20 protein-coding genes are annotated in these 24,909 nt (G+C 62.9%); 10 read left to right on the top strand and 10 right to left on the bottom strand.

The window, feature by feature from the left end:
• The first annotated feature begins 96 nt into the window (after nt 1-96).
• On the top strand, nt 97-2,760 hold the full coding sequence (gene feoB / locus NVS32_RS09110; protein WP_258499529.1) for a ferrous iron transporter B: 2,664 nt from the start codon (nt 97-99) through the stop codon (nt 2,758-2,760).
• A gap of 83 nt (nt 2,761-2,843) precedes the next feature.
• On the opposite strand, the gene NVS32_RS09105 is transcribed toward feoB, so the two are convergent.
• Complete coding sequence (locus NVS32_RS09105) at nt 2,844-3,248, bottom strand: Fur family transcriptional regulator (RefSeq protein ID WP_059053756.1); 405 nt, start codon at nt 3,246-3,248, stop codon at nt 2,844-2,846.
• Nucleotides 3,249-3,980: 732 nt separating this feature from the next.
• On the opposite strand from NVS32_RS09105, the gene ahpC reads away from it, so the two are divergent.
• The 4 genes from ahpC to NVS32_RS09085 all read left to right on the top strand — a co-directional run bounded on the left by ahpC (nt 3,981) and on the right by NVS32_RS09085 (nt 8,425).
• Nucleotides 3,981-4,544 (top strand): alkyl hydroperoxide reductase subunit C, encoded by a 564-nt coding sequence (gene ahpC / locus NVS32_RS09100; protein ID WP_072354086.1) that lies wholly within the window; start codon nt 3,981-3,983, stop codon nt 4,542-4,544.
• Nucleotides 4,545-4,648: 104 nt separating this feature from the next.
• The gene (locus NVS32_RS09095; protein WP_258499528.1) at nt 4,649-6,313 is read left to right on the top strand and encodes an FAD-dependent oxidoreductase; all 1,665 of its coding nucleotides are present in this window, start codon (nt 4,649-4,651) and stop codon (nt 6,311-6,313) included.
• Between the two features lie 237 nt (nt 6,314-6,550).
• Complete coding sequence (locus NVS32_RS09090; RefSeq protein WP_258499527.1) at nt 6,551-6,835, top strand: hypothetical protein; 285 nt, start codon at nt 6,551-6,553, stop codon at nt 6,833-6,835.
• Between the two features lie 45 nt (nt 6,836-6,880).
• Complete coding sequence (locus tag NVS32_RS09085) at nt 6,881-8,425, top strand: DUF7601 domain-containing protein (RefSeq protein ID WP_258499526.1); 1,545 nt, start codon at nt 6,881-6,883, stop codon at nt 8,423-8,425.
• Between the two features lie 503 nt (nt 8,426-8,928).
• Here NVS32_RS09085 and NVS32_RS11080 read toward each other — a convergent pair.
• Nucleotides 8,929-10,005 carry a YdcF family protein gene (locus NVS32_RS11080; protein ID WP_258499525.1) on the bottom strand — a complete coding sequence of 359 codons (1,077 nt, stop codon included), beginning with the start codon at nt 10,003-10,005 and terminating at the stop codon, nt 8,929-8,931.
• An 8-nt stretch (nt 10,006-10,013) separates the two neighbouring features.
• Nucleotides 10,014-11,273, bottom strand: coding sequence for an Nramp family divalent metal transporter (locus tag NVS32_RS09075; protein WP_258499524.1), 1,260 nt, complete (start codon nt 11,271-11,273; stop codon nt 10,014-10,016).
• A gap of 745 nt (nt 11,274-12,018) precedes the next feature.
• Between NVS32_RS09075 and NVS32_RS09070 the strand changes: the two genes are divergently transcribed.
• From NVS32_RS09070 to eno, 3 genes are all read left to right on the top strand, one after another.
• Nucleotides 12,019-12,948: a LysR family transcriptional regulator gene (locus tag NVS32_RS09070; RefSeq protein WP_258499523.1), complete on the top strand. Its 930-nt coding sequence runs from the start codon at nt 12,019-12,021 to the stop codon at nt 12,946-12,948.
• Between the two features lie 73 nt (nt 12,949-13,021).
• Entirely contained in the window at nt 13,022-14,149 is a 1,128-nt protein-coding gene (locus NVS32_RS09065) for a 5-methyltetrahydropteroyltriglutamate--homocysteine S-methyltransferase (RefSeq protein WP_258499522.1), read from the top strand.
• A gap of 455 nt (nt 14,150-14,604) precedes the next feature.
• The gene (gene eno, locus NVS32_RS09060; protein WP_258499521.1) at nt 14,605-15,897 is read left to right on the top strand and encodes a phosphopyruvate hydratase; all 1,293 of its coding nucleotides are present in this window, start codon (nt 14,605-14,607) and stop codon (nt 15,895-15,897) included.
• Between the two features lie 63 nt (nt 15,898-15,960).
• On the opposite strand, the gene NVS32_RS09055 is transcribed toward eno, so the two are convergent.
• From NVS32_RS09055 to NVS32_RS09035, 5 genes are all read right to left on the bottom strand, one after another.
• Complete coding sequence (locus tag NVS32_RS09055) at nt 15,961-17,130, bottom strand: cation diffusion facilitator family transporter (RefSeq protein WP_258499520.1); 1,170 nt, start codon at nt 17,128-17,130, stop codon at nt 15,961-15,963.
• Nucleotides 17,127-17,675 carry a MarR family winged helix-turn-helix transcriptional regulator gene (locus tag NVS32_RS09050; protein WP_258499519.1) on the bottom strand — a complete coding sequence of 183 codons (549 nt, stop codon included), beginning with the start codon at nt 17,673-17,675 and terminating at the stop codon, nt 17,127-17,129. Before NVS32_RS09050 ends, NVS32_RS09055 begins: the two co-directional genes overlap by 4 nt.
• Nucleotides 17,675-18,235: a glutathione peroxidase gene (locus NVS32_RS09045; protein WP_258499518.1), complete on the bottom strand. Its 561-nt coding sequence runs from the start codon at nt 18,233-18,235 to the stop codon at nt 17,675-17,677. The genes NVS32_RS09050 and NVS32_RS09045 overlap by 1 nt, the downstream gene beginning before the upstream one ends.
• 586 nt (nt 18,236-18,821) lie before the next feature.
• Complete coding sequence (bsh, locus tag NVS32_RS09040) at nt 18,822-19,784, bottom strand: choloylglycine hydrolase (protein ID WP_258499517.1); 963 nt, start codon at nt 19,782-19,784, stop codon at nt 18,822-18,824.
• 75 nt (nt 19,785-19,859) lie between these two features.
• Nucleotides 19,860-21,227 (bottom strand): M18 family aminopeptidase, encoded by a 1,368-nt coding sequence (locus NVS32_RS09035; RefSeq protein ID WP_258499516.1) that lies wholly within the window; start codon nt 21,225-21,227, stop codon nt 19,860-19,862.
• 407 nt (nt 21,228-21,634) lie between these two features.
• On the opposite strand from NVS32_RS09035, the gene NVS32_RS09030 reads away from it, so the two are divergent.
• Entirely contained in the window at nt 21,635-23,152 is a 1,518-nt protein-coding gene (locus NVS32_RS09030; protein WP_258499515.1) for an ATP-binding cassette domain-containing protein, read from the top strand.
• Nucleotides 23,153-23,264: 112 nt separating this feature from the next.
• On the opposite strand, the gene NVS32_RS09025 is transcribed toward NVS32_RS09030, so the two are convergent.
• Entirely contained in the window at nt 23,265-23,819 is a 555-nt protein-coding gene (locus NVS32_RS09025; protein WP_118343413.1) for an NADPH-dependent FMN reductase, read from the bottom strand.
• Between the two features lie 155 nt (nt 23,820-23,974).
• On the opposite strand from NVS32_RS09025, the gene NVS32_RS09020 reads away from it, so the two are divergent.
• Nucleotides 23,975-24,325 (top strand): winged helix-turn-helix transcriptional regulator, encoded by a 351-nt coding sequence (locus NVS32_RS09020; RefSeq protein WP_258499512.1) that lies wholly within the window; start codon nt 23,975-23,977, stop codon nt 24,323-24,325.
• A gap of 81 nt (nt 24,326-24,406) precedes the next feature.
• Here the strand turns inward: NVS32_RS09020 and NVS32_RS09015 are convergent, their stop codons facing one another.
• Nucleotides 24,407-24,763, bottom strand: a complete 357-nt coding sequence (locus tag NVS32_RS09015) for a phage holin family protein (protein ID WP_258499511.1) — start codon at nt 24,761-24,763, stop codon at nt 24,407-24,409.
• Nucleotides 24,764-24,909: the final 146 nt, after the last annotated feature.

The raw sequence follows: 24,909 nt of genomic DNA, 5'->3' as shown, positions 1-24,909 counted from the left end.
TTAGTACTGCGCAGGTAACAGTTAGCCGAGAGAAACTCAGCCGTCGTAAGGCGGTCCGTACGCAACTCGCGCGCTACACAACAGGAAAGGCAAGGCATGGCAGAGAAGATCGACATAGCCCTGGCTGGCAACCCCAACTGCGGCAAGACCACGCTGTTCAACGAGCTCACCGGCTCAAATGGCTACGTGGGCAACTGGCCGGGCGTCACCGTGGAGAAGAAGGAGGCCGTCTGGAAGAAGGACACCAGCGTTCTCTTCACGGACCTTCCGGGCATCTACTCGCTCTCCCCCTACTCGCCGGAGGAGGTCGTCTCGCGTGACTTCATCATCTCCGGTCGCCCGAGCGCCATCATCGACCTCGTGGACGTCACCAACATCGAGCGCAACCTCTACCTCACCACGCAGATCCTCGAGACCGGCCGTCCCGTGGTCGTGGGTCTCAACATGTGCGACCTGCTCGAGCAGCGTGGCGAGAAGATCGACTCCAAGCGCCTCTCCAAGATGCTCGGCGTGCCCGTGGTTGAGGTCTCGGCGCTGCGCTCCAAGAACCTCGATGCGCTGGTGGGCACCGCCGTCGACACGGGCCGTGCCAACAAGGTGGCCCAGGGCGTGAAGTGCTTCTCGCCCGAGGTCGAGGACGCGCTCCAGACCATCGCCAACACCATTGCCGGCTCCTGCGCGCCCGACCTTCTCCGCTGGTACTCCATCAAGGTCTTCGAACGCGACTCAGCCGCCATCGAGTCCCTTGGGCTCTCCAAGCAGCAGCTTGCCAGCATGGAGAAGGTCATCGAGGCCATCGAGCAGGACCGCGACGACGACTCCGAGTCCATCATCACCTCCGAGCGCTACGAGTGGATCGCCACGGTCATGGACGCGTGCGTGGTCAAGGCGCCGGGCAAGCTCACCGTCTCCGAGAAGATCGACCGCGTGGTCACCAACCGCGTGCTTGGCCTGCCCATCTTCATTGCCATCATGATTGGCGTGTACTGGGTGGCCCTTGTCGCCGTTGGCACGCCTGCCACGGACTGGGTGAACGACAACCTCTTCTCCGATGGCTTCTTTGTGAGCGGCGGCGGCCAGGCGGCCTTCGACGAGGCTGACGAGGCCTGGCAGGACGCCCACTATACCGACCAGATCTCCGGCTACATCGCCGCGGCCGAGGAGGCCGGCGTTGACACCGACGGCGTGCAGGACGCCATCGACGCGGACCCGCAGACCGCAGGCAACGAGGCCACCATCACCGAGTTCGAGGAGGCCGCCGAGAAGGCCGGCGTCGTGGCCACGGACGTTCCCGTGACGGACGCCGACGGCAACTACCTCGACACCGAGGGCAACGTCATCACCACGCTCGACGCGGACGGCAACCCTGTGCTCGCCGAGGGCCAGGAGCTGGACGTCCTCCCCACGGTCACCGAGGCGGACTTTGCCACCGCTGTCGACACCCCCGAGCCCGACCAGCATGACTACGACGGCTTTGTGGACTCCATCCCCAACGCCGTGACCGGCTGGCTCACCGGCGCCGGGGCCTCCGACGTGGTGGTGTCGCTTGTGGTCGACGGCATCATCGGCGGCGTGGGCTCGGTTCTGGGCTTCATCCCGCAGATCTTCGTCCTCTTTGTCATGCTCTGCTTCCTTGAGGACTGCGGCTACATGAGCCGTGTGGCCTTTGTCATGGACCGCGTCTTCCGTCGCTTTGGCCTCTCCGGCAAGTCCTTCATCCCCATGATCGTGTCCTCAGGCTGTGGCGTCCCTGGCGTCCTTGCCACCAAGACCATCGAGAACGAGCAAGACCGCCGCATGACCGCCATGCTCACCACCATGATCCCCTGCTCCGCCAAGCTCCCCATCATCGCTCTGGTCATGGGCGTCCTTGCGGGGGGCTCCGACATGTGGTGGGTTGCCCCGATGTTCTACCTCATGGGCATCGTCGCCATCATCATCTCGGCCGTGATGCTCAAGAAGACCAAGCGCTTTGCCGGCGAGCCCACCCCCTTTGTGATGGAGCTGCCCGACTACCACATGCCCGCCATCAAGAGCTGGGCACTCCACGTGTGGGAGCGCGTCTCGGCCTACGTCAAGAAGGCGGGCACGATCATCTTTGCGGCCGCCGTGGGCATCTGGGCGCTTTCCAACTTTGGCCTGGCCGGCTGGGAGGGTGGCGACGGCTCCTTCGGCTTCCTGCAGGCCATGGACGGCGCGCCCGAGACCTACATGGACTACTCGATTCTCGCCGGTGTGGGCGGCACCCTGAGCTTCATCTTCGCTCCGCTTGGCTTTGGCAACTGGCAGGCCACCGCGTCCACCATCTCGGCCCTCATCGCCAAGGAGAACCTGGTCTCCACCTTTGGCGTCCTGTACGGGCTCGGTGACGCTACCGAGAACTCTGTCTCTATGTGGCAGGGCTTCGCCAACATGTTCACCATCGCCGGCACGCTCCACGTTGGTGCCATGTGCGCCTTTGTCGCCTTCAACATGCTCTGCGCGCCGTGCTTCGCCGCCATGGGCACCATCCGCCGCCAGATGGACGACCCCAAGTGGTTCTGGTTCGCCATTGGCTACGAGTGCGGCTTTGGCTGGGTCGTTGGCCTTCTCATCAACCAGCTCTACGAGCTCTTTGTCTTTGGGAATTTTGGGGTCTGGACCGTGGTCGCCTTCGCCCTGCTCGCCCTTATGCTGTTCCAGCTCTTCCGTCCCATGCCCAAGTGGGACGAGAAGGACGAGCGCATCCTCGACAACCTGGCCGAGGAGCCAGTCGCCTAGTCGCGAGGAACCACTCACGTAGGCGACGTTCCGGACGGCCCTTTCCCACCAAACCGTGGGGGAGGGTCGTCGTTCTGTTACCTCTACTCGGCCCCCGCAGCCTTACGAAGACGCTCCTGGCATGCGGGGCACACGCCGGTGAGGATGGTGCTGGTAGAGACGCTGGCGTAGCCGGTGGAGCGCTCAATCTGGCGGCAGAAGTCGTCCTGCTTGGGCATGGGGACGTCAATCACGGTGCCGCACTCCGAGCACACCAGGTGGGCGTGGTGGTCCATGCGGCGGTCAAAGCGCTCACCGCCGGGGGTCTTCACCGAAAGAATTTCTCCGGTGTCAGCGAGCAGGTGCAGGTTGCGATAGACGGTTCCACGACTGATGTGGTCGTCCTGCTCGCGGACACGAAGGTATATCTCGTCGGCGGTGGGGTGGTCGCACAGCTCCTGCACCGCCTCAAGCACCAGCTGCCGCTGGCGCGTGTTTCTTCTCTCCATGACTGCTCCTGCTCTCCGTGTATGACCTGGGCTTCTCGCCCAGCGCTCACTGCGTTACACGTTGATGATACCCAATCAATATTAGGACTATATCCCATTTAGTGCGACTACGCGAGAGCTGCGTGTCGTCGCGCCCGGAGCCCCTACCTTGCCCATCCCACTGGTCTTTAGCGGTTTTTCGAATCGAAGGCATGTTTCCGCAGGTCGCAAAAAACTCAATTCTCAAACACCAGGCCAGAACGGGGGCGATCTCTCAGCGCCGTGCCTTTTGCGAGGCTCGATTACGCACGCATCGAGCTTCATGGGGATTTCCCTGCCCAAAAATTGCGGCTGCCGGCCACTTTTTCGAGAATCGCCGAGTACGAAAACCCTAACTTTTTGCGGAGCCGCAGGTAGGGAAATGGTACCTACGGGGTGATACTAAGTGGAACCTCGGATTTGGGCCGGCAACCGCAAATTTTGGGTAGCGCCTTCCCGCATCCCCCCCCCCCAGCCCCAAGCCCCCACAATCCTCCCCATTCCCGTTGCTAGCGGTATCTAAGAATCGCGCGCCGCATTTCCCCAGTTGGCGGGAAACACGATTCCCAAATACCGATAAATAACGGGAGAGGAGTGGCAACTACCTCCCAAAAAGTCGAAATTCTCGCTTGCAATCCCAGATTCATTGTTGATAATAAGTCTCAGTACCAATAACGGTACAACACAACCAACAAGACAGAAAAGGAGCGTCACATGTCCCTCATCAACAAAGAGATCGGCGATTTTACCGTCCAGGCCTTCCAGAACGGCGAGTTCAAGACCGTTACCAAGGCAGACGTCCTGGGCAAGTGGGCCCTGTTCTTCTTCTATCCCGCCGACTTCACCTTTGTGTGCCCCACCGAGCTCGAGGAGCTGGCAGAGAACTATGACGCCTTCAAGGCCGAGGGTTGCGAGGTCTACTCCGTGTCTTGCGACACCCACTTTGTCCACAAGGCCTGGCATGACGAGTCGGAGCGCATCTCCAAGGTGACCTATCCCATGCTCGCGGACCCCGCCCACGTTCTGGCCGAGGACTTCGAGGTCCTGATCCCCGCCGACGGCCTTGCCGAGCGCGGCGCCTTCATCGTTGACCCCGACGGCAAGATCCAGGTCTACGAGGTCACCGCCGGCGGCATTGGCCGCAACGCCAAGGAGCTCCTGCGCCTGGTGCAGGCCGCGAAGTTTGTGCGCGAGCACGGCGACCAGGTGTGCCCCGCCAAGTGGCAGCCGGGTGCCGAGACCCTCAAGCCCTCGCTTGACCTCGTCGGCCAGCTTTAGGCACACCGCGCGAACAAAGCGCAACCGTAGATTCTGGAGCCCGCCGTACTGGCTCGGCGGGCTCCATCCATGATTCGCCGCGCGCGGCGGGGGAGGTTAGGCACATGAGCGAGAACAATAGCGACAACGTATACGACGCGGTGGTGATTGGCGGCGGCCCGGCCGGGCTCACGGCCGCGCTTTACCTGGCCCGCGCGCGCTACCGTGTGCTGGTGGTCGAGCGCGAGCACTTTGGTGGCCAGATCACCATCACCTCCGAGGTCGTGAACTACCCGGGCGTGCTCACCGCAAGCGGCGAGCAGCTCACGGATACCATGCGCCGTCAAGCGGAGGCCTTTGGCGCCGAGATGCTGCTGGCAAGCGTGGAGTCGCTCGACCTTGCGGCAGACGTCAAGGTGGTGCACACCTCGCGCGGTGACATCCGCTGCCTGGCGGTCCTTCTTGCCACAGGCGCCTCGCCGAGAAGCGCCGGCTTTGCGGGCGAGGAAGACTTCCGCGGCCACGGCGTGGCGTACTGCGCCACCTGCGACGGCGAGTTCTTCACCGGCCGCGAGGTCTTCGTGGTGGGCGGCGGCTTTGCTGCGGCGGAGGAGGCGGTGTTTCTCACTACGTACGCCTCGCACGTGACCATCCTGGTCTACACGGATGACTTCACCTGCGCAAAGGCCACGGCCGACGCGGCCTATGCCAACGAGAAGATCACCGTGCGGACAAACGCGCAGCTTCTTGCCGTGGAGGGCGACTCCGTGGTGCGGGGCGTCCGCTGGCTTGACCGCGCCACGGGCGAGGAGCACGAGTTCTCCTCGGCAGACGGCGGTCCGGTGGGCGTCTTTGTCTTTGTGGGCTACGCGCCGGCAACCTCGCTGGTGGCGGGCGTGGCCGAGCTTGATCCGCAGGGCTACGTGATCACGGACGATCGCCAGATGACGAGCGTCGACGGCCTCTTTGCCGCGGGCGACGTGTGCCAGAAGCGCCTGCGCCAGGTTGCCACCGCCGTGGGGGAGGGCGCGGCCACGGCAACCGAGATGGAGCGTTACCTCAAGGCTGCCCGCGAGCGCACTGGCATCGTGCCCAAGCAACCTGCCAGCAGGACGCGTGACGTGGCCGAGAGGCCCGCGTCTACGGCCGTCGCCGCACCCGCCTCGACGCCCGGCTCTCCCATCGACGACGCGATGGCGGCCCAGCTCCAGGCGGTCTTCTCCCGCATGCAGAACCCGCTGGTGCTGCGCCTGCACGTTGACGGCGGTGACGTCTCGGCCGAGCTGCGCTCCTACATGGACGCGCTGGCCGCGCAGACGGAGCTGCTGCGTGTGGAGGAGGCAGACGCCTCTGCCGATGACCCCGCCGAGCTGCCCTTTGTTGAGGTCGTGCGGGCCGATGGCACGCCTTCGGGCCTTGCCTTCCACGGCGTTCCCGGCGGCCACGAGTTCACGTCCTTTGTACTGGGGCTCTATAACGCCGCTGGTCCCGGCCAGCCCATCGCGGACGCCGACCGTCAGGGCATCGCAGACATTGCGCGCCCAGTGAGTCTGCGCGTGCTCGTGGGGCTCTCGTGCACCATGTGCCCGGACGTGGTGGTGGCGTGCCAGCGCATGGCGGCGGATAACCCGCTGGTCACGGCCAACGTCTACGACGTCAACCGCTTCCCGGCGCTGCGCGAGCGCTACGACGTGATGAGCGTGCCGTGCCTCGTGATTGATGACGGTACAGGCGAGCGCGTGAGCTTTGGCAAGAAGGGACTTTCCGAGATCCTCGCGCTCGTGGGGTAGCAAGCAGCGTGTGGTCTGCGAAGCAGCCGCTGACAACGGCAGGGATGCGGGGCTCTTATCGGCGCGGCTTTTTCCGCCGGAAGAGCCCTGCCTTGCTGTTCTGCCAAGGGTTTTTTCCACAATCTTCAGGTCATGCGGTCTGAAAATCACATAGTAATGTCCCAATAGCTCGAATGTCAAACTTCGAGCATGCCCCGCAGATAAACGCAGCTAAGACATCGAGGCAAAGGACTTCTCATGAGTGCAAAGGCTAATCATCAAGATTGGCGTCGGCCGCTGGAGGCGCTGGCGGTTGCCGTGCTTGCAGTGGCGCTGTCTCTCTCGTACCTGAGGATCGTGGCCAGGGCGGACGACGCCAGCGCGAGTGACACGGTCACGATTGACTACGACTCGAATACGGACATCCACTCTGTTACGGATTCCGACGGGACGAAGATCGTCCTGTACTGCATGAACAGCCAACTCCACTGGCCGCACTCCACGTCATCGACTCCGAATGTCCCAAACTACACGCTTGGCTAACTCACACCCGGCATGTTTCAGTCGCAGGAGAAGTACGAGGAGTGCATGGAGAAGCTTCTCGCCATCCTGTACGCGGGCTATCCCTACAATGGCCTGCACCTGTATGAGGTGACGGACCAGGGCAAGCAGATCACCGAGGCTGAGTTCAACCAGATGCTCGATGCGCCCGAGGTGCTTCGCCAGGACTTCCCCGACTCTCTGGGGGACACTACCTTCGCCTATGCCGACTACACCAGCGCTAACAAGGTGAACCTTGACAAGCTCAAGGCGTTTCTGACAAAGGTCTTTGCACTCTTCCCCAACGGCAAGAGCGCCTCTGGCCTTACCTACCAGGAGATTCTTGCCACCAACTTCTACAACGCAGCATTTGCCATGGTCTACGGTCCGCTGGAAGGCAGCTCTACGCCACTTGCCTACTGGAATTCTCAGTATGCTGACGACACTCTGGTGACGGAGTCGCAAGCTTACAATGCCACCCAAGCCGCTATCTGGGTTCTTCTCCAGGAGTACGGCGTGCCGAGCAACAACCTTACGCGTAAGGCTTCCTACGCCATCCACAACCCCCTCTCGCTCCGCCTGCTTGACGGAGCCAACGCCAACGAGGTGCTGCGCACCGAGCCGCAGGCGAGCGCCCTGGGCTTCTCGGGCGACACCAAGTTTGCCTATGATCCGGCAACCAAGACCTGGCGCACAGGCCTTCTCACCATCACCGAGGGCGAGAAGTACAACGGCCTCTACAAGCTCACGCTTCCCGAGGGCATGACCGCCGTCGACGAGGAAGGCAACGACATTTCTGGTACCACGATTCGTGCCGGCAGGGGCTTCTACCTGGTTTCCAGCACGAAGCCCACCCAGACGGCCACGGTTTCGGCCTCGTCGACCCTCACCTGGCTTAAGGAGACGCGCCAGTACTCTCCCGTTAACTCCACCGAGTTCCAGCACATGATTGGTGCCCTCATCTACACCAAGGACGTCTCGACCAGCGTTACGACCCAGCCTGCGACGGAGGGATCGCTCTCTGTGACCAAGAACGTTGAGGGCGAGGAGAACTCGACCACCGCCTTTAAGTTCACCGTCACCCTGAGTGACACCTCGATCAATGGCACGTACGGGGTTATGGACTTCACCAACGGCGTGGCGACGTTCGAGCTGCACAACGGCGAGGCCACTGTGGCGGAGCACCTTCCGGCAGGCGTCACCTACACGGTTGCCGAGGAGGCAAGCGACGCCTTTACAACAACGTGGGATGACCAGGCAGGCAGAATAGTTGCCGAGAAGACCGTGGCCGCGACCTGCACCAACACGCTTAAGCCAGAGTCGCCGGAGACGAAGGAACCCATTACGCCCAACACCACCGATGAAACAAACGAAGAGACAAAGCCCGCGCCCGACGTCCCCGACTCCAAGCCCGCGCCCGACGTCCCCGACTCCAAGCCCGCGCCCAAGCAGCCCGCGGCTGTGCCGGATACGAGCGACAGCACCAACTACGCTTCGATCGTTGGCTTTGCCGTTGCCGGCGTGGCTGTGCTCTCGATTGCCTTCATCTGGGGCTGCCGTTCTCGCAGACGCCACGGTGACCACCTGCGGTAACGATTAGGCTTATCGGCCGTGCGCTGTCGCACATAGCTTTGATGCCTCGAGGGCTCCGCTTTGGCGGGGCCCTCGTTTACGATGCCGCGAAAGATCGTTCTCGCGTGTCCAATTGGACCTGTGATCGTGTCGCGCGACCAGTTGAGCCTATGGACGCACAAAAATGCTCTAACGAACGGCAAATGCCGAGTGACTGCATAAAATGGCTCTTTCGGACGGCCCCTATCGACACCACAAATTGGCCAACGAATATTTAGTGCATAATATCAACGATTAACAGGATATAGATTCGTAATGTTGCATACTCATGCACTTAAGCGAACACGGTCTCCCTCAGGTACCGTTCGATAGGGCACTTTTGTGCAAGGTCGGCGAGAAATCCGTTCGATAGAGCGTTTTTATGCGGCAGAAGGTAAGTGACCAGGCGAGGAAGAATCAGGATGGCAGCTCAAACGGCTGTCGCGGCTCGCACCAAATGGCAGGGCGTTCCTCCGGACGCTTCCCTACGCGCTAGGCGCAACCATCGCGTTGAAACCGCTTGCTACCAGGTAGATTACCAGCAGCGCAATGGTGAGCCTAGTGTAGAACGCTCGGCGCAGCGAGACGTACGCCACCCACTCGCGCACCAGCGCGTTGAGCGAGAAGTACAGGCGTACGTGCGAGCCAACGCCATCTGCGGGAATGCCCAGCTTGCGGGTGATGAGCAGTGCCCGAAAGACGTGGTAGTTGTCGGTCACAACAAGGATGCGACCAGCGTTGTCTCCGTCCTTCTCGGCAAGCAGCCGAGCGCAATGCTTCAGGTTTTCCTGCGTGTTCGTGGACTTGTCCTCAACTAGAATCGCCTCTGCCGGTACGCCGAGCGATTCGGCGTACGCACGCATGGCGTAGGACTCCGGCTGTGCTTCGTCCGCACCTTGGCCACCGGACATAAGCAGCACGGAACCCGGATTCCTGCGCCACATCTCCATGCCGCGCTCAACGCGGTGGGCCAAAAGCGGGGTTACCGAGCCGTCTGGCATAAGCCCTGAGCCAAGCACAACAATCCGCTGGTAGCGTCGGTGTCGGTGGGGGATTTGCGCTACCAGGCCGCTCACGGTGTAGAGTGTGAACGCCACGCCGGCGATGCCTAGGAGTATCGCCGCAAAGCCAAAGACCAGGTCGAGCACGCGACCGAGCATGGGCACGCTGGTAAGGGCGCTGCGTACCTGCGGCCAGACGATTACGTAGGCAACCATGAGGACGCCTAGCCCAAGCGAGAGCATGTTACGCGGGTTTGCGCCCTCGCGTCGAACGAGCCGTATGCCCGAGGCAACGAGCGTCACCACCAGAGCAACGGGAAACGCAAGGAGTGCCACTGCCATGACTCCAATGACCACAAGGTTAACCTGCTCGGCAATGGGATGGCTCTCGAGTGAGAATGCCTGCAGGAGGATTACCTCGATGTCCATGACGGCCGTGCCCACGGCAACGAGGAACGAAAGCCCGTACCAAAGGCTGCGCTGCTCGTGCGTGTGGAGGTGCCAGAACCAGAGCTGCCCCACAGCGGCAAGACAGGAGGCGACAAGGGTAAAGGCTTCCACGGTGGCTCCTATCCCGCGAGGGAAATAACGTTTATTGCAGTCACCACGATACCCGTTGCAAGCAGCAATGCGTTTGTGAGGCGCGAGTTGGCGTAGCGGCCCATGACGCGCTTCGAGCCCGTGAGGCGGATTTGCGTGAAGATCGTGATTGGCAGCTGCAGCGAGAGCAGCGCTTGCGAGAGCACCAAGCCCTGGAAGGTGTTCTCCACCAGCAGGCACGCCAGCGTGGCAATGCCCATGCACAGCGCCACACCCACGGAGGAGTGGCGGTCATGGATGTCGTACTCCTCGCCAAACATGCCCGCGCTGATGGTGCCTGCCGCCATGCCTGCCGTCACGGAGGAAGAGAGGCCAGCCAGGAGCAGGGCTACGGCAAAGATGATCGTCGCAGCAGAGCCCAGGATAGGGGAGAGCGTCGCCGCCGCGGTCGCGAGGTCGTCCACAACCACGCCGCGCGTGAAGAACGTCGTGGCCGCAAGAATCACCATGGCGGAGTTTATCGCCCAGCCAACGCCCATCGAGAAGAGCGTGTCGAAGAGCTCGTAGCGCAGGCGCTCACGGATGACCTTCTCGCCCTGCTGCTCGTAGTGGACGCTCTGGATCACCTCGGAGTGCAGGAACAGGTTGTGCGGCATGACCACGGCACCTAGCACACTCATCACGATGGCTGCGGAGCCGGCGGGGAAGCTTGGACTGACCCACGAGACCGCTGCCTGCGGCCAGTCAACGTTCACCAGCGCAAGCTCGGCAAGGAAGGCCAGGCCAATGAGCGAGACAAACGCTATGATCCAGCGCTCGATTCGCCTGTACGAGTTGGTTGCCAACATGGCCACGGAGAAGGCGCCCACAATGACGCTGCCCACGCGGACAGGGAGTCCAAAGAGCATCTGGAGCGCGATGGCGCCGCCAAGGACCTCGGCCAGCGCGGTTGCAACGGTCGCGGCGTACGCGGTGGCGAGAATAGCGGTGCCCAGCCAGCGCGGGAAGTGCTTGCGTGTTGCCTCGGCCAGACATTCGCCCGTGGCAATACCCAGGTGGGCGGCGTTGTGCTGCAGCAGGATGAGCATCAGGGTCGAAAGCGTCACCACCCACAGCAGACCATAGCCAAACTGCGAGCCCGCCGCCATGTTCGAGGCCCAGTTGCCTGGGTCGATGAAGCCTACCGTTACTAGCAGGCCTGGGCCAATGTGCTTGAGAATCTCGAGGCCTCCGTGGCCGCCGGTCTTCTCAGCGCCAAATTGCCTGGTCATCTCCTCACGAATGTCCATAATTTCCTCCACGTGCGCCGAGATGCGTCGAAGTGCAAGATGCGATGTTCTTTATTAGTATCATGTATCATTATGCGCCCAAATGCGGCGAGGTAGTCAAGCACTGGGAGTTTTTTTGGGGGGCAGTTATTTCGGGCTGGGGGGATGCGGCGGCTCCGGATGCATCGAAATGCCCTTGGTTACAGGGATTTTGGGATTATTGCGCCAAAGTGGCCTTCGTTACACTGGCTTTTGGAGGGGACATAAGTAGTAGTTCCCATATATTGGCATGTGACTCTAAGTAACCACCACATATTGTATGTATTGGCAGCCTACTACTAGCAGGGTGCGCAAAACCACGTGTAACGAAGGCCAGTTCGGCGCAAAAAATCGAAAAATTGTGTAAGGAACGGGGTTTCGATGCACAAGACGGTCACGTGCAGGGGCCAAACAATGCCCTAACAACATCTGTCGGTGCGACTAACGGTTGCTTCCGCCCGCAATATCTCCGCCGGCTACCCTTGTTCTCGAACAACACGACCCAATTGCCCCCTCCTCGTGCGGGCCCAGCCAAGTGGCGTAGTCCCCGGCTGGGCCCGTTCCCCATTCTCGGTAATATTTGTGCCTGCTCCGTGGCTCAATCGCTTGGAAACGTGTGCTCTTTTCGCCAAGGGATTACCGTGCCCACTCGTGCTGCGTCCGTCAGGTAACATCGCTCGACGTGCGCCGCGCCAGCAAGCGCCGCCCAGGGGAGGGGAGCACCGCCATGACACTGCAGCAGCTTCGCTATGTGGTCGGGGTTGCCACGGCCGGATCGATTACCGCCGCGTCTCAGCGGCTTTTCATCGCCCAACCGTCGCTTTCCAAGGCCATCTCCGAGCTCGAATCCGAGATGGGCATCGCCATCTTCGAGCGCTCCAGCAAGGGCGTCGTGCCCACGGAGGACGGCACGCGGTTCCTCTCGTACGCGCGGCAGGTGGTCGAGCAAGCCGACCTCCTTGAGGCCCAGTACAAGCACGGTACGCCGCCGCGCCGCGTCTTTGGCGTCTCAAGCCAGCACTACGCCTTTGTGGTCAACGCCTTTGCCGAGCTGGTGCGCGAGCACGGCGAGAGCCGCTACGAGTTCAGCCTGCGCGAGGGAACCACCTTTGGCACCATCGAGGACGTGCGCCTGCAGCGCTCCGAGCTGGGAGTCCTCTACCGCAACGACTTCAACCGAGAGGTGCTCACCAGCGCCATTCGCGACGCAGAGCTGCGCTTCGAGCCGCTCTTCGAGGCCCGCGAGCACGTCTTTGTGAGCAGGACAAACCCACTGGCCTCGTGCGACTCCGTGACGCTTGAGGACCTTGCGCCGTACCCGCGCCTCTCCTACGACCAGGGCTCGCGCAACTCGTTCTACTTTGCCGAGGAGCCCCACATCACCGAGCAGGTGGACAAGGCCGTGGTGGTCACGGATCGCGCGACGCTGTTCAATCTGCTCATTGGGCTCGACGGCTACACAATCTCCTCCGGCATCCTGAGTGTGGACTTGAACGGCGAGAACATCGTGGCTGTTCCGCTCAAGGATGGGGGCACGATGGAGCTGGGCTACATCCACCAGCCGCGTCGTCCCCTCTCGCCCATGGCGGAGCGCTACCTCGAGCACCTGAGCACCTACGTTGCGAAGTACATAGCCTCTGGCTATGGCAAGCGATAGCGCATCGATAGTTCCTTTGGGTTCTCGCGTGGGGCACCATGGCTCTTGTCAACGACAAGAGAAAGGCAACCCCATGAGCATCGCATATGACAAGAAGACCCCGCACCGCTTTGACGTAGTTGGCAGCTTCCTGCGGCCCGCCCGCCTAAAGCAGGCGCGCATCGACTGGAAGGCCGGGCGCATCTCGGCCGAGGCGCTTGCCGCCGTCGAGGACGAGTGCATCCGCGACCTGGTGGCAAAGGAGAAGGCCGCTGGCCTGGGCGTGATCACCGACGGCGAGTTTCGCCGCGAGACCTGGCATCTCGACTTTATGTGGGCGTTCGACGGCGTAGCGCACAAGCCCACCGAGACCGGCCTGCCCTTCCACGACGAGGCCGCAAAGATCGACGACACCTACCTCACCGGCAAGATCGCCTACCGCGGTGGCCACCCGTTCATCGAGCACTTCCGCTTTGTCCAGGACCTCGAGGACGAGAAGTGCGTGGCCAAGCTCACCATCCCGGCACCGGCGCAGTTCTTCGAGCAGTTCGCGATGCCCTTCAACCTGAAGGCAACGCGCCGCTACTACAAGACTGACGAGGAGCTGGCGAACGACATCGTTGTCGCGTACCGTGCGTTCATCGCCGACGTCTACGCTGCGGGCTGCCGCAATCTGCAGTTTGACGACTGCTCTTGGGGCATGGTCGTGGACCCGCACGCCGAGCAGTTCTTTGGGGTTGACGCTGCCGGCCTGGAGCGCGTGAAGGAGGAACTGCTCAACGTCAACAACCGCGCGCTGGAGGGCCGCCCCGCCGACCTCACGGTGAACACGCATGTGTGCCGCGGCAACTTCCACTCCACGTGGGCCTGCGAGGGCGGCTACGACGACGTAGCGGACTTCCTTCTGGCGCGCGAGAATGTCGACGCCTTCTTCCTGGAGTTTGACGACGCGCGCTCGGGTGGCTTTGAGCCCCTGGCAAAGGTTCCGGCGGGCAAGAAGGTCGTGCTGGGTCTGGTGACCACCAAGTCTGCAGCGCTGGAGGATCCCGCGGCTGTGGTCGTGCGCATCCACGAGGCCGAGAAGTACGTGCCGCTTGAGAACCTGTGCCTCTCGCCACAGTGCGGGTTTGCGTCGTGCGAGATTGGCAACAAGCTTACCGAGGACGAGCAGTGGGCGAAGGTTCGCCTGGTGCGCGAGGTGGCCGAGCAGGTCTGGGGGTAGGGGAGCGCGCGGGCGCTTGGCGTTGACGGCGGGGGTAGGCGGCGTGGCCTTCGCAGAGAAAAAAAGTCGAGTATTTATCAAATTCCCGATCACAACAAGTTAACCATGTTGTACTCTTCTCTTAGAGTTAAGTAAGGCTAACACCTGCGACACCGACTGCAGCGCAGGAGCACGAGCCGTTGACTCCCGCCGTAGCGCCCGGACCCTCTCCCCGGACCATCGGCACAACAGGCGCCGCCGACGTTCCCCTTTCTTGCGTCGGCGGCGCGTTCTTCTCGGCACAGTGTTCTATTCACAACATTATTTTTCGCTGCATCCGCAATTCTGGTATGGGGGCGGGGCGCTGCGGGTATATACACGTAAGTAAGAGAAAGGTAACTTCTACTTCGTACTTCACTAAGCAATACCTGCGGCAGTCAAACCGCCACAGGCAACCACACGAAAGGTGGCACAACATGAGCGCAATCGAGAAGGTCCACGCACGCGAGGTCCTGGACTCCCGCGGCAACCCCACGGTCGAGGCAGAGGTCACGCTCGCCGACGGCAGCTTTGGCAGGGCGATCGTCCCCTCTGGCGCCTCTACCGGCGAGTTTGAGGCCGTCGAGCTTCGTGACGGCGACGCCGCCCGCTACCAGGGCAAGGGCGTTGAGAAGGCCGTTGCCCACGTGAACAATGAGGCCCGCGAGGCCGTCCTCGGCCTCGACGCCCGCAACCAGCGCGGTGTTGACGCGGCCCTTATCGCCGCCGACGGCACCCCCAACAAGGGCAAGCTGGGCGCCAACGCAATCCTGGGCGTGAGCCTGGCAACCGCCCGCGCAGCCGCTGCCTCCGCGGGGCTCCCGCTTTACGCCTACCTGGGCGGCCCCAACGCGCACACGCTGCCCACGCCCATGATGAACATCCTGAACGGCGGCGTTCACGCCGATAACAACGTGGACTTCCAGGAGTTCATGATCATGCCCGTCGGCGCGCCCAACTTCCACACGGCGCTGCGCTGGTCGGCCGAGGTCTACCACACCCTGAAGGGCGTCCTCAAGGACGCGGGCCTCTCCACCGGCGTAGGCGACGAGGGCGGCTTTGCCCCCGACCTCAAGACCAACGCCGAGCCCTTCGAGTACCTCATGAAGGCCGTCGAGAAGGCCGGCTTCAAGCCGGGCGAGGACTTCGTCTTTGCCATGGACCCCGCCACGAGTGAGCTCTACGACGCCGCAACCGGCACCTACGTCCTCAAGGGCGAGGGCCGCACACTCACCAGCGCGCAGATGGTCGACTACTGGGACAAGCTTGTCTCGTCCTACCCCATCATCTCCATCGAGGACGGCCTGGCCGAGGAGGACTGGGACGGCTGGCGTCAGCTCACGGCGCGCCTTGGCTCGCGCGTGCAGCTGGTTGGCGACGACCTCTTTGTCACCAACACCGCCCGCCTGCGTCGCGGCATCGAGCTGGGCGCGGCAAACGCGCTGCTCGTGAAGGTCAACCAGATTGGCACCCTCACCGAGACCCTCGAGGCCATGCAGACCGCGCAGCGCGCCCGCTACGCCACGATCGTCTCGCACCGTTCGGGCGAGACCGAGGACACCACGATCGCCGACCTGGTTGTTGCCACCAATGCCGGCCAGATTAAGACTGGTGCGCCCGCCCGCTCTGACCGCGTGGCCAAGTACAACCAGCTGCTTCGCATCGAGGAGGAGCTGGGCGACGCCGCCGAGTACGCCGGCCGTTCCGCTTTCTACAACATCGCTCGATGAGACGAAGGGAGTTTCCCTTTGTCTCATCGGCGCGGGGAGGGTGGCCTCTCCGCGCCGATTATTCTAGTCCGTGATGTCGCTGTCGAGTGTGGCGCGCACGGTGTAGGCAGGGAAGGCCTCCTCGGCCTCGCGCACAATCTGGTGGTATTCGCCCTGACGGTCAGGCGCCTCAAACGCGATGATAACGTCGAATTCCAGCAGGTGGCGCGCCTCGTCCACGTGGAAGCCGTGGAACTGCAGCACGTGGTCGTGCGCCGCCACGATGCGGCGCACGCGCTCGCGCATGCTTGCAACGTCCTTGCTGGTGTTTCTCGAGTAGATTCCCACTGCCGCGATGATGACCTGGCCGTCCGTTCGCGCAAAGACGCGCTCGGCCACACGCCGCGAGAGTTCGTCAATCTCCTCTGCTGTGGTTATGTCGGGCGCCTCCACGTGGACTGAGCCAACCCTGCGCTCGGGCCCGTAGCTGCTCAGGAAGAGGTCGTAGACGCCCAGGACGCACTCATCCTCGGCCACGATGCTCTTGACCTTCTCGGCAAGCTCGGGGCTCACGCGCTCGCCCAGTATCTGGCTGAGCGTCTGCCAGAGCATCTCGAGGCCGGCCTTAACGATGAACGCCGAGATAACGGCACCCACCCAGGCCTCAAGCGAGATGCCCCACGCCAGGTAGACCACGGCGGCGCCCAGCGTTGACACCGAGAGCACGGCGTCCGAGAGCGCGTCCTGCCCCGAGGCTACCAGCGAGTCTGCGTTCACGCGCCTGCCAACAGACTGCACATGGCGGCCGAGAAGCACCTTGGCCACGACGCCGGCGGCAACAACCACCAGTGCGGCGGCGGAGTAGTCTGGCGCCTCGGGCGAGACGATCTTCTGCACGGATTCCACTGCCGAGGTGATGCCGGCGTAGAGCACGATGATCGAGATGACCATGGCCGTGAGGTACTCGATGCGCCCGTAGCCCATGGGGTGACGCTTGTCCGGCGCGCGCCCGGCGAGCTTGGTGCCCACGATCGTGATGACCGACGAAAGCGCGTCGGAGAGGTTGTTCACTGCGTCGAGGGTGATGGCGATGGAGTTGGAGACCACGCCCACCACGGCCTTGAATGCGGCGAGCAGCACGTTGGCCACGATGCCGAGGATGCTGGTGCGTACGATGGTCTTCTCGCGCTCGGTGGTGGGGATGGGTGCGGCCGCCTGGTTCTTCTCGGCGTCCCTGTCCTGCTTGTTGCTCACTGGTTGTCGCTTCCTTCTGTCTGTGCGCATGCGTTGCTGCCGGTCGGCTCGCCATTGCGCACGCTGACGAGCACCTTTGCGAGGAGCCGCTTGAGCTCTGCGGCCTCGTCTGCCGAGAGGTGCACGTGGCACGCCATGGCCACCGGCACGGATGCCGCGCGGTCGCGAAGGTCGCGGCCCTTGGGCGTGAGGCGCACCTCAAGCACGCGCGCGTCCGCCACGCTTCTCTCGCGCGTGATGTAGCCGCTCTTCTCGAGCTTCTTCAGGACCGGCGTAAGCGTGCCCGAGTCCAGGTAGAGCCGCTCTCCGAGGTGGCTCACGGTTGCCGCGCCCTCCTCCCAGAGGACCATCATGCAGAGGTACTGCGTGTAGGTGAGGCCGAGAGGTCCAAGGAGCGGCTGGTAGCTGCGGACGACCTCCTTGGAGCAGGCGTAGAGCGGAAAGCACAGCTGGTTGTCTAGGCGCAGGAGCTCGGCTGGGGAGGCCCCCTTCGTTGTGAAGGAGGCCTCCTGCGGTGACGCCTGCGACGATGCCGAGGCATCCACTAGAGTTGCGCCTCGATTGCGCGCTCGACCTCGTCCATGCTGGTGGTGGGCTCGAAGCGCGCCACAAGGTGGCCGTTGCGGTCGATGAGGAACTTGGTGAAGTTCCACATGATGTAGGCCTTCTCGCCGAACTTCTTGTTGTTGGCCTTGGCAAACTTGTCGAGCGCCGCCACCTTGAGGCCGCTGCCAAAGCCCTGGAAGGGGCGCTCGGTGGCAAGCGCGGCAAAGAGCGGGTCTGCGGTGTCGCCGTTCACGTCGAGCTTCTTGAAGCGCGGGAACTCGGTGTTGAACTTGAGCGAGCAGAACTGGTTGATCTGGTCGTCGGACTCGGGCGCCTGGCCGGCAAACTGGTTGCAGGGGAAGTCCAGGATCTCGAGGCCCTGGTCCTTGTGTGCGGCGTAGATGCGCTCGAGGTCCTCATACTGGGGCGTGAAGCCGCAGCCGGTGGCTGTGTTCACAACGAGCAGGACCTTGCCGGCGTAGGTGCTCAGAGGGACGGTGCTGCCGTCCTGTGCGGTGACAGAAAAGTCCAGGTAGTTGGTGGTGTTCTCGGATGCCATGATGGCTCCCTCCTCCGGGCGTTGCGGCCCGGTGTTGTTGGTAACGGCTTCAGTATGGCGCGAACTGGCGGGCTGGCGGCGCTAATCGATTGAGCACAACCAATTGCACACAATTGATTTGTGATGCTTCTTGCGATGGCAGAGGCGATGGGCCTAACCGTTCGGGATCCGCGGCATCTCTGACATGCCGCGCAATCTCGCCGTTTAGAGGCCTCTAACCGTTCGGAAAATTCCTAAATGGCGAAATCCTGCGGCAAGATGTTGCCGCCGAGAGGGACTGCCCGCCGAGAGGGACTGCCCGCCGAGAGGGACTGCCCGCCGAGAGGGGCGTCAGCCCGTTCGTTGTTACCGGCTCGACGCGAGCCGGCGGCGTCCGCCGAGTTGGCAGTCGAGAACCTCGACGCGCCGGTAACAAGCCCCCGGCGGCGCAGCTCCGTTGTTACCGGCTCGTCACAGGTTCGTCGCATCTGCCCAGTTGGCAGCCGAGATGCACGACGAGCCGGGAACAGCGGGATGCCCAGAAAACCAAAAAAAGAGGGGTCCCGGCATAGCCGAGACCCCATACCTCGCAGCAAGCAAGCCCGCGCTACGCCCTCGGGTCCGCCACCTGCACCAGCTCGGTGCCCTCGGTGTCGTAGTCGTCCATGGTAACGCTACGAATTGCGGGGTCCTCGTAGGTGTTGAAGTAGTACGTGCGCGTGGCCGCGGAGTAGCCGCCTGTGTACACGGTGCGCTCAAACTCGCCGTTGGTCATGCGGGCCGCGCCGTCGATCATGGCAACGCCCTCAAGCTCGTGGAACATGCGGCTCACGTTTGCCTTCTCGCCCGACTGCACCGGATAGTGCGAGTTGAGATACGCAACGCGCACAAAGCGCGAGGTAGAGTAGTAGTCACCGGGAATCCCGCGCATGCCTGCGCCGGAGCCATAGGGGAGAAGCTCGGCCTTGTCCCACACCACGTTCTGCGGCAGCTCGTTGGAGACGTTCATGTAGTTGCGCAGGTTCTCGCGGTGCCAGGCAAAGCCAGGCTGGTTGGCCAGGACGTCCACATCGTCGTGATAGACCTCCATGCCCTGGGCCGTCTGCTCGACCACAATGCTCCTCGTGGCGTCGCCAATGATCCAGTGCAGCAGCGACACGGGGTACTTATCGTTGATGGGCTTGCCAACAATTACCAGGTCATCAAGGGCGCGCTCGACCTCGTCGACAGTCGTGAAGTTGGCTACAACCCACAGTGGGAACTCGTAGGCGGCAACGTTGGTCTTGCCCTCAACCGGGGCGTCAGCGTACTGCGCATAGCCCGGGAAGTTGAGGCCGGCCACGCCCAGCCCAGAGGCGTTGGCGCAGTCAAAGTAGAGCGGCATTCCCTCCTCGACAACGCCCATGCCAATCACGGGCTCGCGCATGCCCGTAACGGCGCCAAACGGGGAGTTGGGCTTGAAGCCGCGCGGCGTCACCACGACGCGCTCGCCGTACCCGCAGCTCCAGTCGAGGTTTCGCGCGAGGTACATCTGACCCTTGTCGTCTGTGAACCTGATTGCCGTGCACATGACAATGCCTCCTGGTTCCTAGGAACGAGCCCGGCCTGCATGGACCAGCGCCGAGACCGCCCAAACGAGTGCCTGCTAGACCATGTCTACCCGCTCCCCACCAGTAATTCTCAGGTCAGCCGAGAAGAACTCGCGTAACGCACGAATGGTCCACGTGGTGTCGCGCGTGCCCGCCGTCTCGTAGCTGGAGTGCATTGCCAGCTGCGGCAGCCCAATGTCCACGGCGTGAACGCTCACTTGCGTGTTCGAGAGGTTGCCAAGCGTGGACCCACCGGCCATATCCGAGCGGTTGGCAAAGGTCTGGTGCGGCACGTCGGCCTTCTCGCACAGTGACACAAAGACGGCCCGGCTAAAGGCGTCGGTCGTGTACTTCTGGTTGGCGGCCTCCTTCACCACCGGCCCGCCGTTGAGGCGGCAGCGGTTCTTGGCATCGTAGAGCTCGGGGTGGTTGGGGTGCAATGCGTGGGCGTTGTCGCAGCTCACAAGGAAGGAGCGCGAGAGGGCGCGCAGGTAGTCCTCCTCGCCCATGCCCAGCGCCGCGTTGGCGCGCACCAGCGTGTCGTGGAGCAGCGTGGACATGGCCCCCTGCTTGGTGTTGGAGCCAACCTCCTCGTTGTCGAAGCACGCGAAGACGGTGACGCAGCGGCGGTTCTTCTCGGCGACAAATGCCTCCAGCGACGCGAAGGCGCACTGTAGGTCGTCGAGCTTGGGGGACGAGACAAACTCGTCTGCCATGCCCCAGACGCACGGGCGCTCGCGGCTCACGAGGAAGAGGTCGCGCGCCAGGACGTCCTCGGGCTTGGCACCCACGCCTTCGGCGACCATGCGGTCAAAGTCCTCTTTGCGCAGGCGGCCGGCCGAGAAGAGCGGGCAGAGGTCCACGGCACGGTTGAACTCTTTGCCCTTGTTCGCGGTGCGGTCCAGGTGGATGGCTACGCTGGGAATGAGCACCAGGTCGCGGTCGGGCGCAAAGAGGCGGCTCTCTATGCCTGTGGCCGTGCGCACCAGGACGCGACCGGCGAGCGACAGCGGCCGGTCGAGCCAGGTGTAGTCGATCATGCCACCGTAGCCCTCCACGTTAAGGCGCAGGTAGGTCTCGGGTCCGTCGAGTACAGGAACGGACTTCACCTTGTAGGTGGGGGAGTCCGCGTGAGCTGCCGTCATCTGGAAGTGGTAGGTGCTGGGGTCAAGGGCGTCCTCGCCCACGCGAAAGGCGATGACGCTAGAGCCGTTGCGAGTGGTGTAGTACGAGCCGCCGGGCACAACGTCCCAAGCGTCGCTCTCGGGCAGGTAGGTGAAGCCTGCCTGGTCAAGCCGAGCGCCAATGGTCGCCGCCGTGTGGAACATGCTGGGGCAGCGGTGAATAAAGTCGATAAGGCGCTCCGAGGTCTCAAGGTCCTCGACCGTGGCGCTCTCTGTGGTTGGATCCTTCTCGTCTGGCATACGCGTCCTCTCTGTTGGTTGCAGCCAGACGAGCGTAGCACGCAGGCGCGCGTGACGCCGGGGACGCGTTTTTCGCAGCGGTTGCGTACGAAGGCCCAGTTCCGGCGCCGTTTTCTCGCCGGAGGGCCCCTCTCGTACGGAATCCCGTCGGGAACCCCTGCTCCGGCGCCGTTTTTTCGCCGGAGGGCGAATCCTTAACAGGCGGGAACCAACGGACGAGAACCGCCTTGCATTCTCGGCGTCTCTCGTCTAGGCTGGCATCCGTTGCATCAAAGACGGGGTCGGCCTTTGGCAAGCCGCCCGAGAGACGGGAGAGGACCTTGCGCAAGTAGACGCTGCCCCATCGGGCGAGAAGTACGTGCCCACGTGCCGGCACGCTGCGCCGGTCCTGCGTCTGCGAGGTCTTCATGCAACTCAACCTTTCGAACATCCACTACAGCTATGCCGGGAGCTCGCGCGAAGTGCTTCACGGCGTTACCTTAAGCCTGCCCACTGGCTGGACCGGCGTGGTTGGCGACAACGGCTGCGGCAAGTCCACGCTTGCTCGTATCGCCACGGGTGCGTTGCAGCCTACGGCGGGTAGTGTTGGGCCTTCCGGCCTTGTCGCTGCTTACTGCGAGCAGGACAGCGCGCTTGCTCCTGCGAGGCTTCTCGACTTTGCTGCTGCGTGGGACCGTAATGCCGCGCGACTGCGCGATGCGCTGGGTATTGGCGACGACTGGGCATGGCGCTTTGACGAGCTCTCCTCGGGGCAGCAGAAGCGCCTTCAGGTGGCGGTGGCACTCTGGAGCCGCCCGGACGTCCTGGTGATGGATGAGCCAACGAATCACCTTGATGCGCGCACGCGTCAGGCGGTCCTGCTCGCACTGCGTTCCTTCTCTGGCGTAGGAATTCTCATCTCGCATGACCGAGACCTTCTCGACGCGCTGGTGGAGAGATGTGTCTCCTTTGAGGGTGGAGAGGTGGTCGTGCGGCCTGGCAATTACTCGCATACCTTTGAGCAGCGGCAGCGCGAGAGTGCGGCAGCCGCAGATGCTCAGGCGCGTGCGCGGCGAGAGGAGCGTCGTTTGATGGCCGAGCGCCAGCGACGAGTGGAGGCTGCCTCGCGTGCGGACGGCCTGCGGAGCAGGCGCGGCCTTGACCTTCACGACCATGACGCACGCGAGAAGATCGGGCGCGCGATCGTTTCGGGCAAGGACGGGCGCGCCACGCATCTTGCTACAACCCTTGATGCACGTATTAAGGGCGAGCGCGACCGTGTGCAGGCGTCATACGTCGAGCGGCGCTATGACGGCAACGTTCCCGCGTTTGGTGAGCGGTCGAGAAGGTCGGTCATTGCGCGGTTGCCGGAGGGGACGGTGCGGTATGGCGGGGTTCCAGATGCGCCGGGTGTTGCTGTGCCGGAGCTGTTCCTTGGTTCGGCGGACCATGTTGGCGTTGTTGGTCCCAATGGATCAGGTAAGTCGACGCTGGTCAGGGCACTTGTCGCAGCGGTTCCCAAGGATGTTCCCATGCTGTACGTGCCTCAGGAGATTGGTGTTGATGTGGCAAGACGTGCCCGCGCTCGGCTCAAGGACCTTGCCGCCGATGAGAAGGGGCAGGTACTCTCCGTTGTGGCGCAGCTCAATTCTCGGCCTGATGCGCTGCTTGAGGAGGGCGAGCTAAGCCCTGGTGAGTTGCGTAAACTCGTGCTGGCGGAGGCGGTTCTCACAAAGCCGCAGCTCTTGGTGATGGACGAGCCAACAAATCACCTCGACCTGCACTCGATTGAGGCGCTGGAGCGTCTTCTCTCTGAGTTCCCCGGCGCGGTGGTTCTGGTTTCGCACGACGCGCGGGTGGTGCGGTCGAGCTGCGGGAGAATCTGGGAGCTGCTGCCGGCGAGTGGTGACGACTTTGTCAGCGGTGCAGTTGTGGTGGAGCGTTGAGCGTGGGTTGGGGCGCCCTACATGGGGACGCTTGAGCATATTGCCAAGTTAAAGAAGCGGCCGCCCGACACGCGGAGTGCCGGGCGGCCTGCTTGCGCGGCTTTCTCGCGACTTACGCGATGAACTCGAGGAAGGCGTCTGCCTGGGCGGCAAGGGTGGCCTCGTCCTCGGGGGAGAGGGTCAGCGTGCCGGACATCCAGGACTCGCCGAAGAGGGCGATGCCGGTCTCCTTCTCGGTCATGACCTGCGCGCCCACAAAGGCGAGAAGCGCGTCGAGAGCGGCACGCATCTCGGCGGTGGCGGTGCGGCCGCCCGCGCCGGAGACGGTTGCGCGCATGCCGCCGGAGACGGCGGTGTCGCGACCCTTGCCGGGAAGCGGCCTGCTCAGCCAGTCGACCAGGTTCTTCACGTGGCCGGGGAACGAGGCGTTGTACTGCGGGCTTACGAACCACACGCCGTCAGCCTGACGAACGGCCTCACGTACGGCCGCGACCTCTGCGCGCTCGGGATCCTCGAGGTCCTGGTTCATGAGGGGCAGCGCCGAGTAGTCGAGTCTGCTCACGTTGGCGCGGCCCTCAAGCAGTGCCTCGATGCGCTGGGCCAGCTGCTCGTTGAAGCCGTTCTTGCGGAGGGTTCCCACTACGATAAGGACGTTCTTCTCTGCCATTGCTCTCTCCTGTTCGGTCGGGTGTATCGACTTGGTAGTAACTCTGTACTAGAATCAGTGTACCCAACATATGTGAGTTGATGAATAACGTTTTTTCTCAATACTTGGTATTAGTTGAGATACCATTCGCTACCAGCAGGAAGGGAAGGCATCGCATGCGAAGCACACCCAAGGACTTTGGCACCTGCCCGTTTGTGACCGCGCAGTGGCTGCTTCAGGGCAAGTGGTCGATCGTGATTCTCCACCACCTCAGCGAGGGCAAGCTGCGCTTTGGCGAACTTGAGCGCCGCATGCCCGAGCTCACGCACTCAACGCTCTCCTCGCAGCTCAAACGCCTGGAGACGGAGGGACTGGTGCGCCGCGAGGTCTTTCCGGAGGTGCCGCCGCGCGTGGAGTACTCGCTCACGCAGGTGGGGGAGGACTTCATTCCGGTGCTTACGAGCATTGAGACGTGGGGCGAGAGCTACATCGAGCACCTGCGTAAGGGTGATGTCGAGCTGCGATAGGCGGGCGCTGGTGGGCGTCGCGGGCGCGGGTGACGGCGCGTGGCGGCTGTGGCGGTCGATGCGGCGGTAGCCGAGGCGGCACTAGTCCTTGGCGCCGAGAAGCCCGCTCACCACGCTCACGATGAGCGCCACAAAGAGCGTGGCCCAGAATCCCGTGACCACCACGCCTACGCCAAATACGTTTGCGGCAAGGTTGGACGCCAGCGACACCATCAACGCGTCTATCACAAACGAGAAAAGCCCCAGCGTGAGGACTGTCACGGGAATCGAGAGGACCTGGATGATGGGCTTCACAATCGCGTTGATCACGCAGAGCATGAGCGCAAAGGCCAGGTACGCCGCCCACTGCGGCTGGCCGATCACGTGCGCCGAGGGGACAAGGGCAACCGCGACGAATGATGCAATGGCTGTCGCAAGTACGGAATATAGCGTTCTCATGGTTGCTCCTCGCGTTCCGGGGGCTGGTGTCAGTGGCTTCATGATACCCGAGCCCCCCGCGGAATTCGTTTACCAGGTAACGGAATCCCATTACCAGGTAAACGAATCCCACCGATACACATTCGGGGCACGAACGTGTATCGACC

The sequence above is a fragment of the Tractidigestivibacter montrealensis genome, from assembly GCF_024741235.1.
In the GTDB taxonomy this organism is placed as follows: Bacteria; Actinomycetota; Coriobacteriia; order Coriobacteriales; family Atopobiaceae; genus Tractidigestivibacter; species Tractidigestivibacter montrealensis.
Note: the sequence above shows the minus strand (reverse complement) of the source record. Positions and strands in the feature narration are given on the sequence as shown.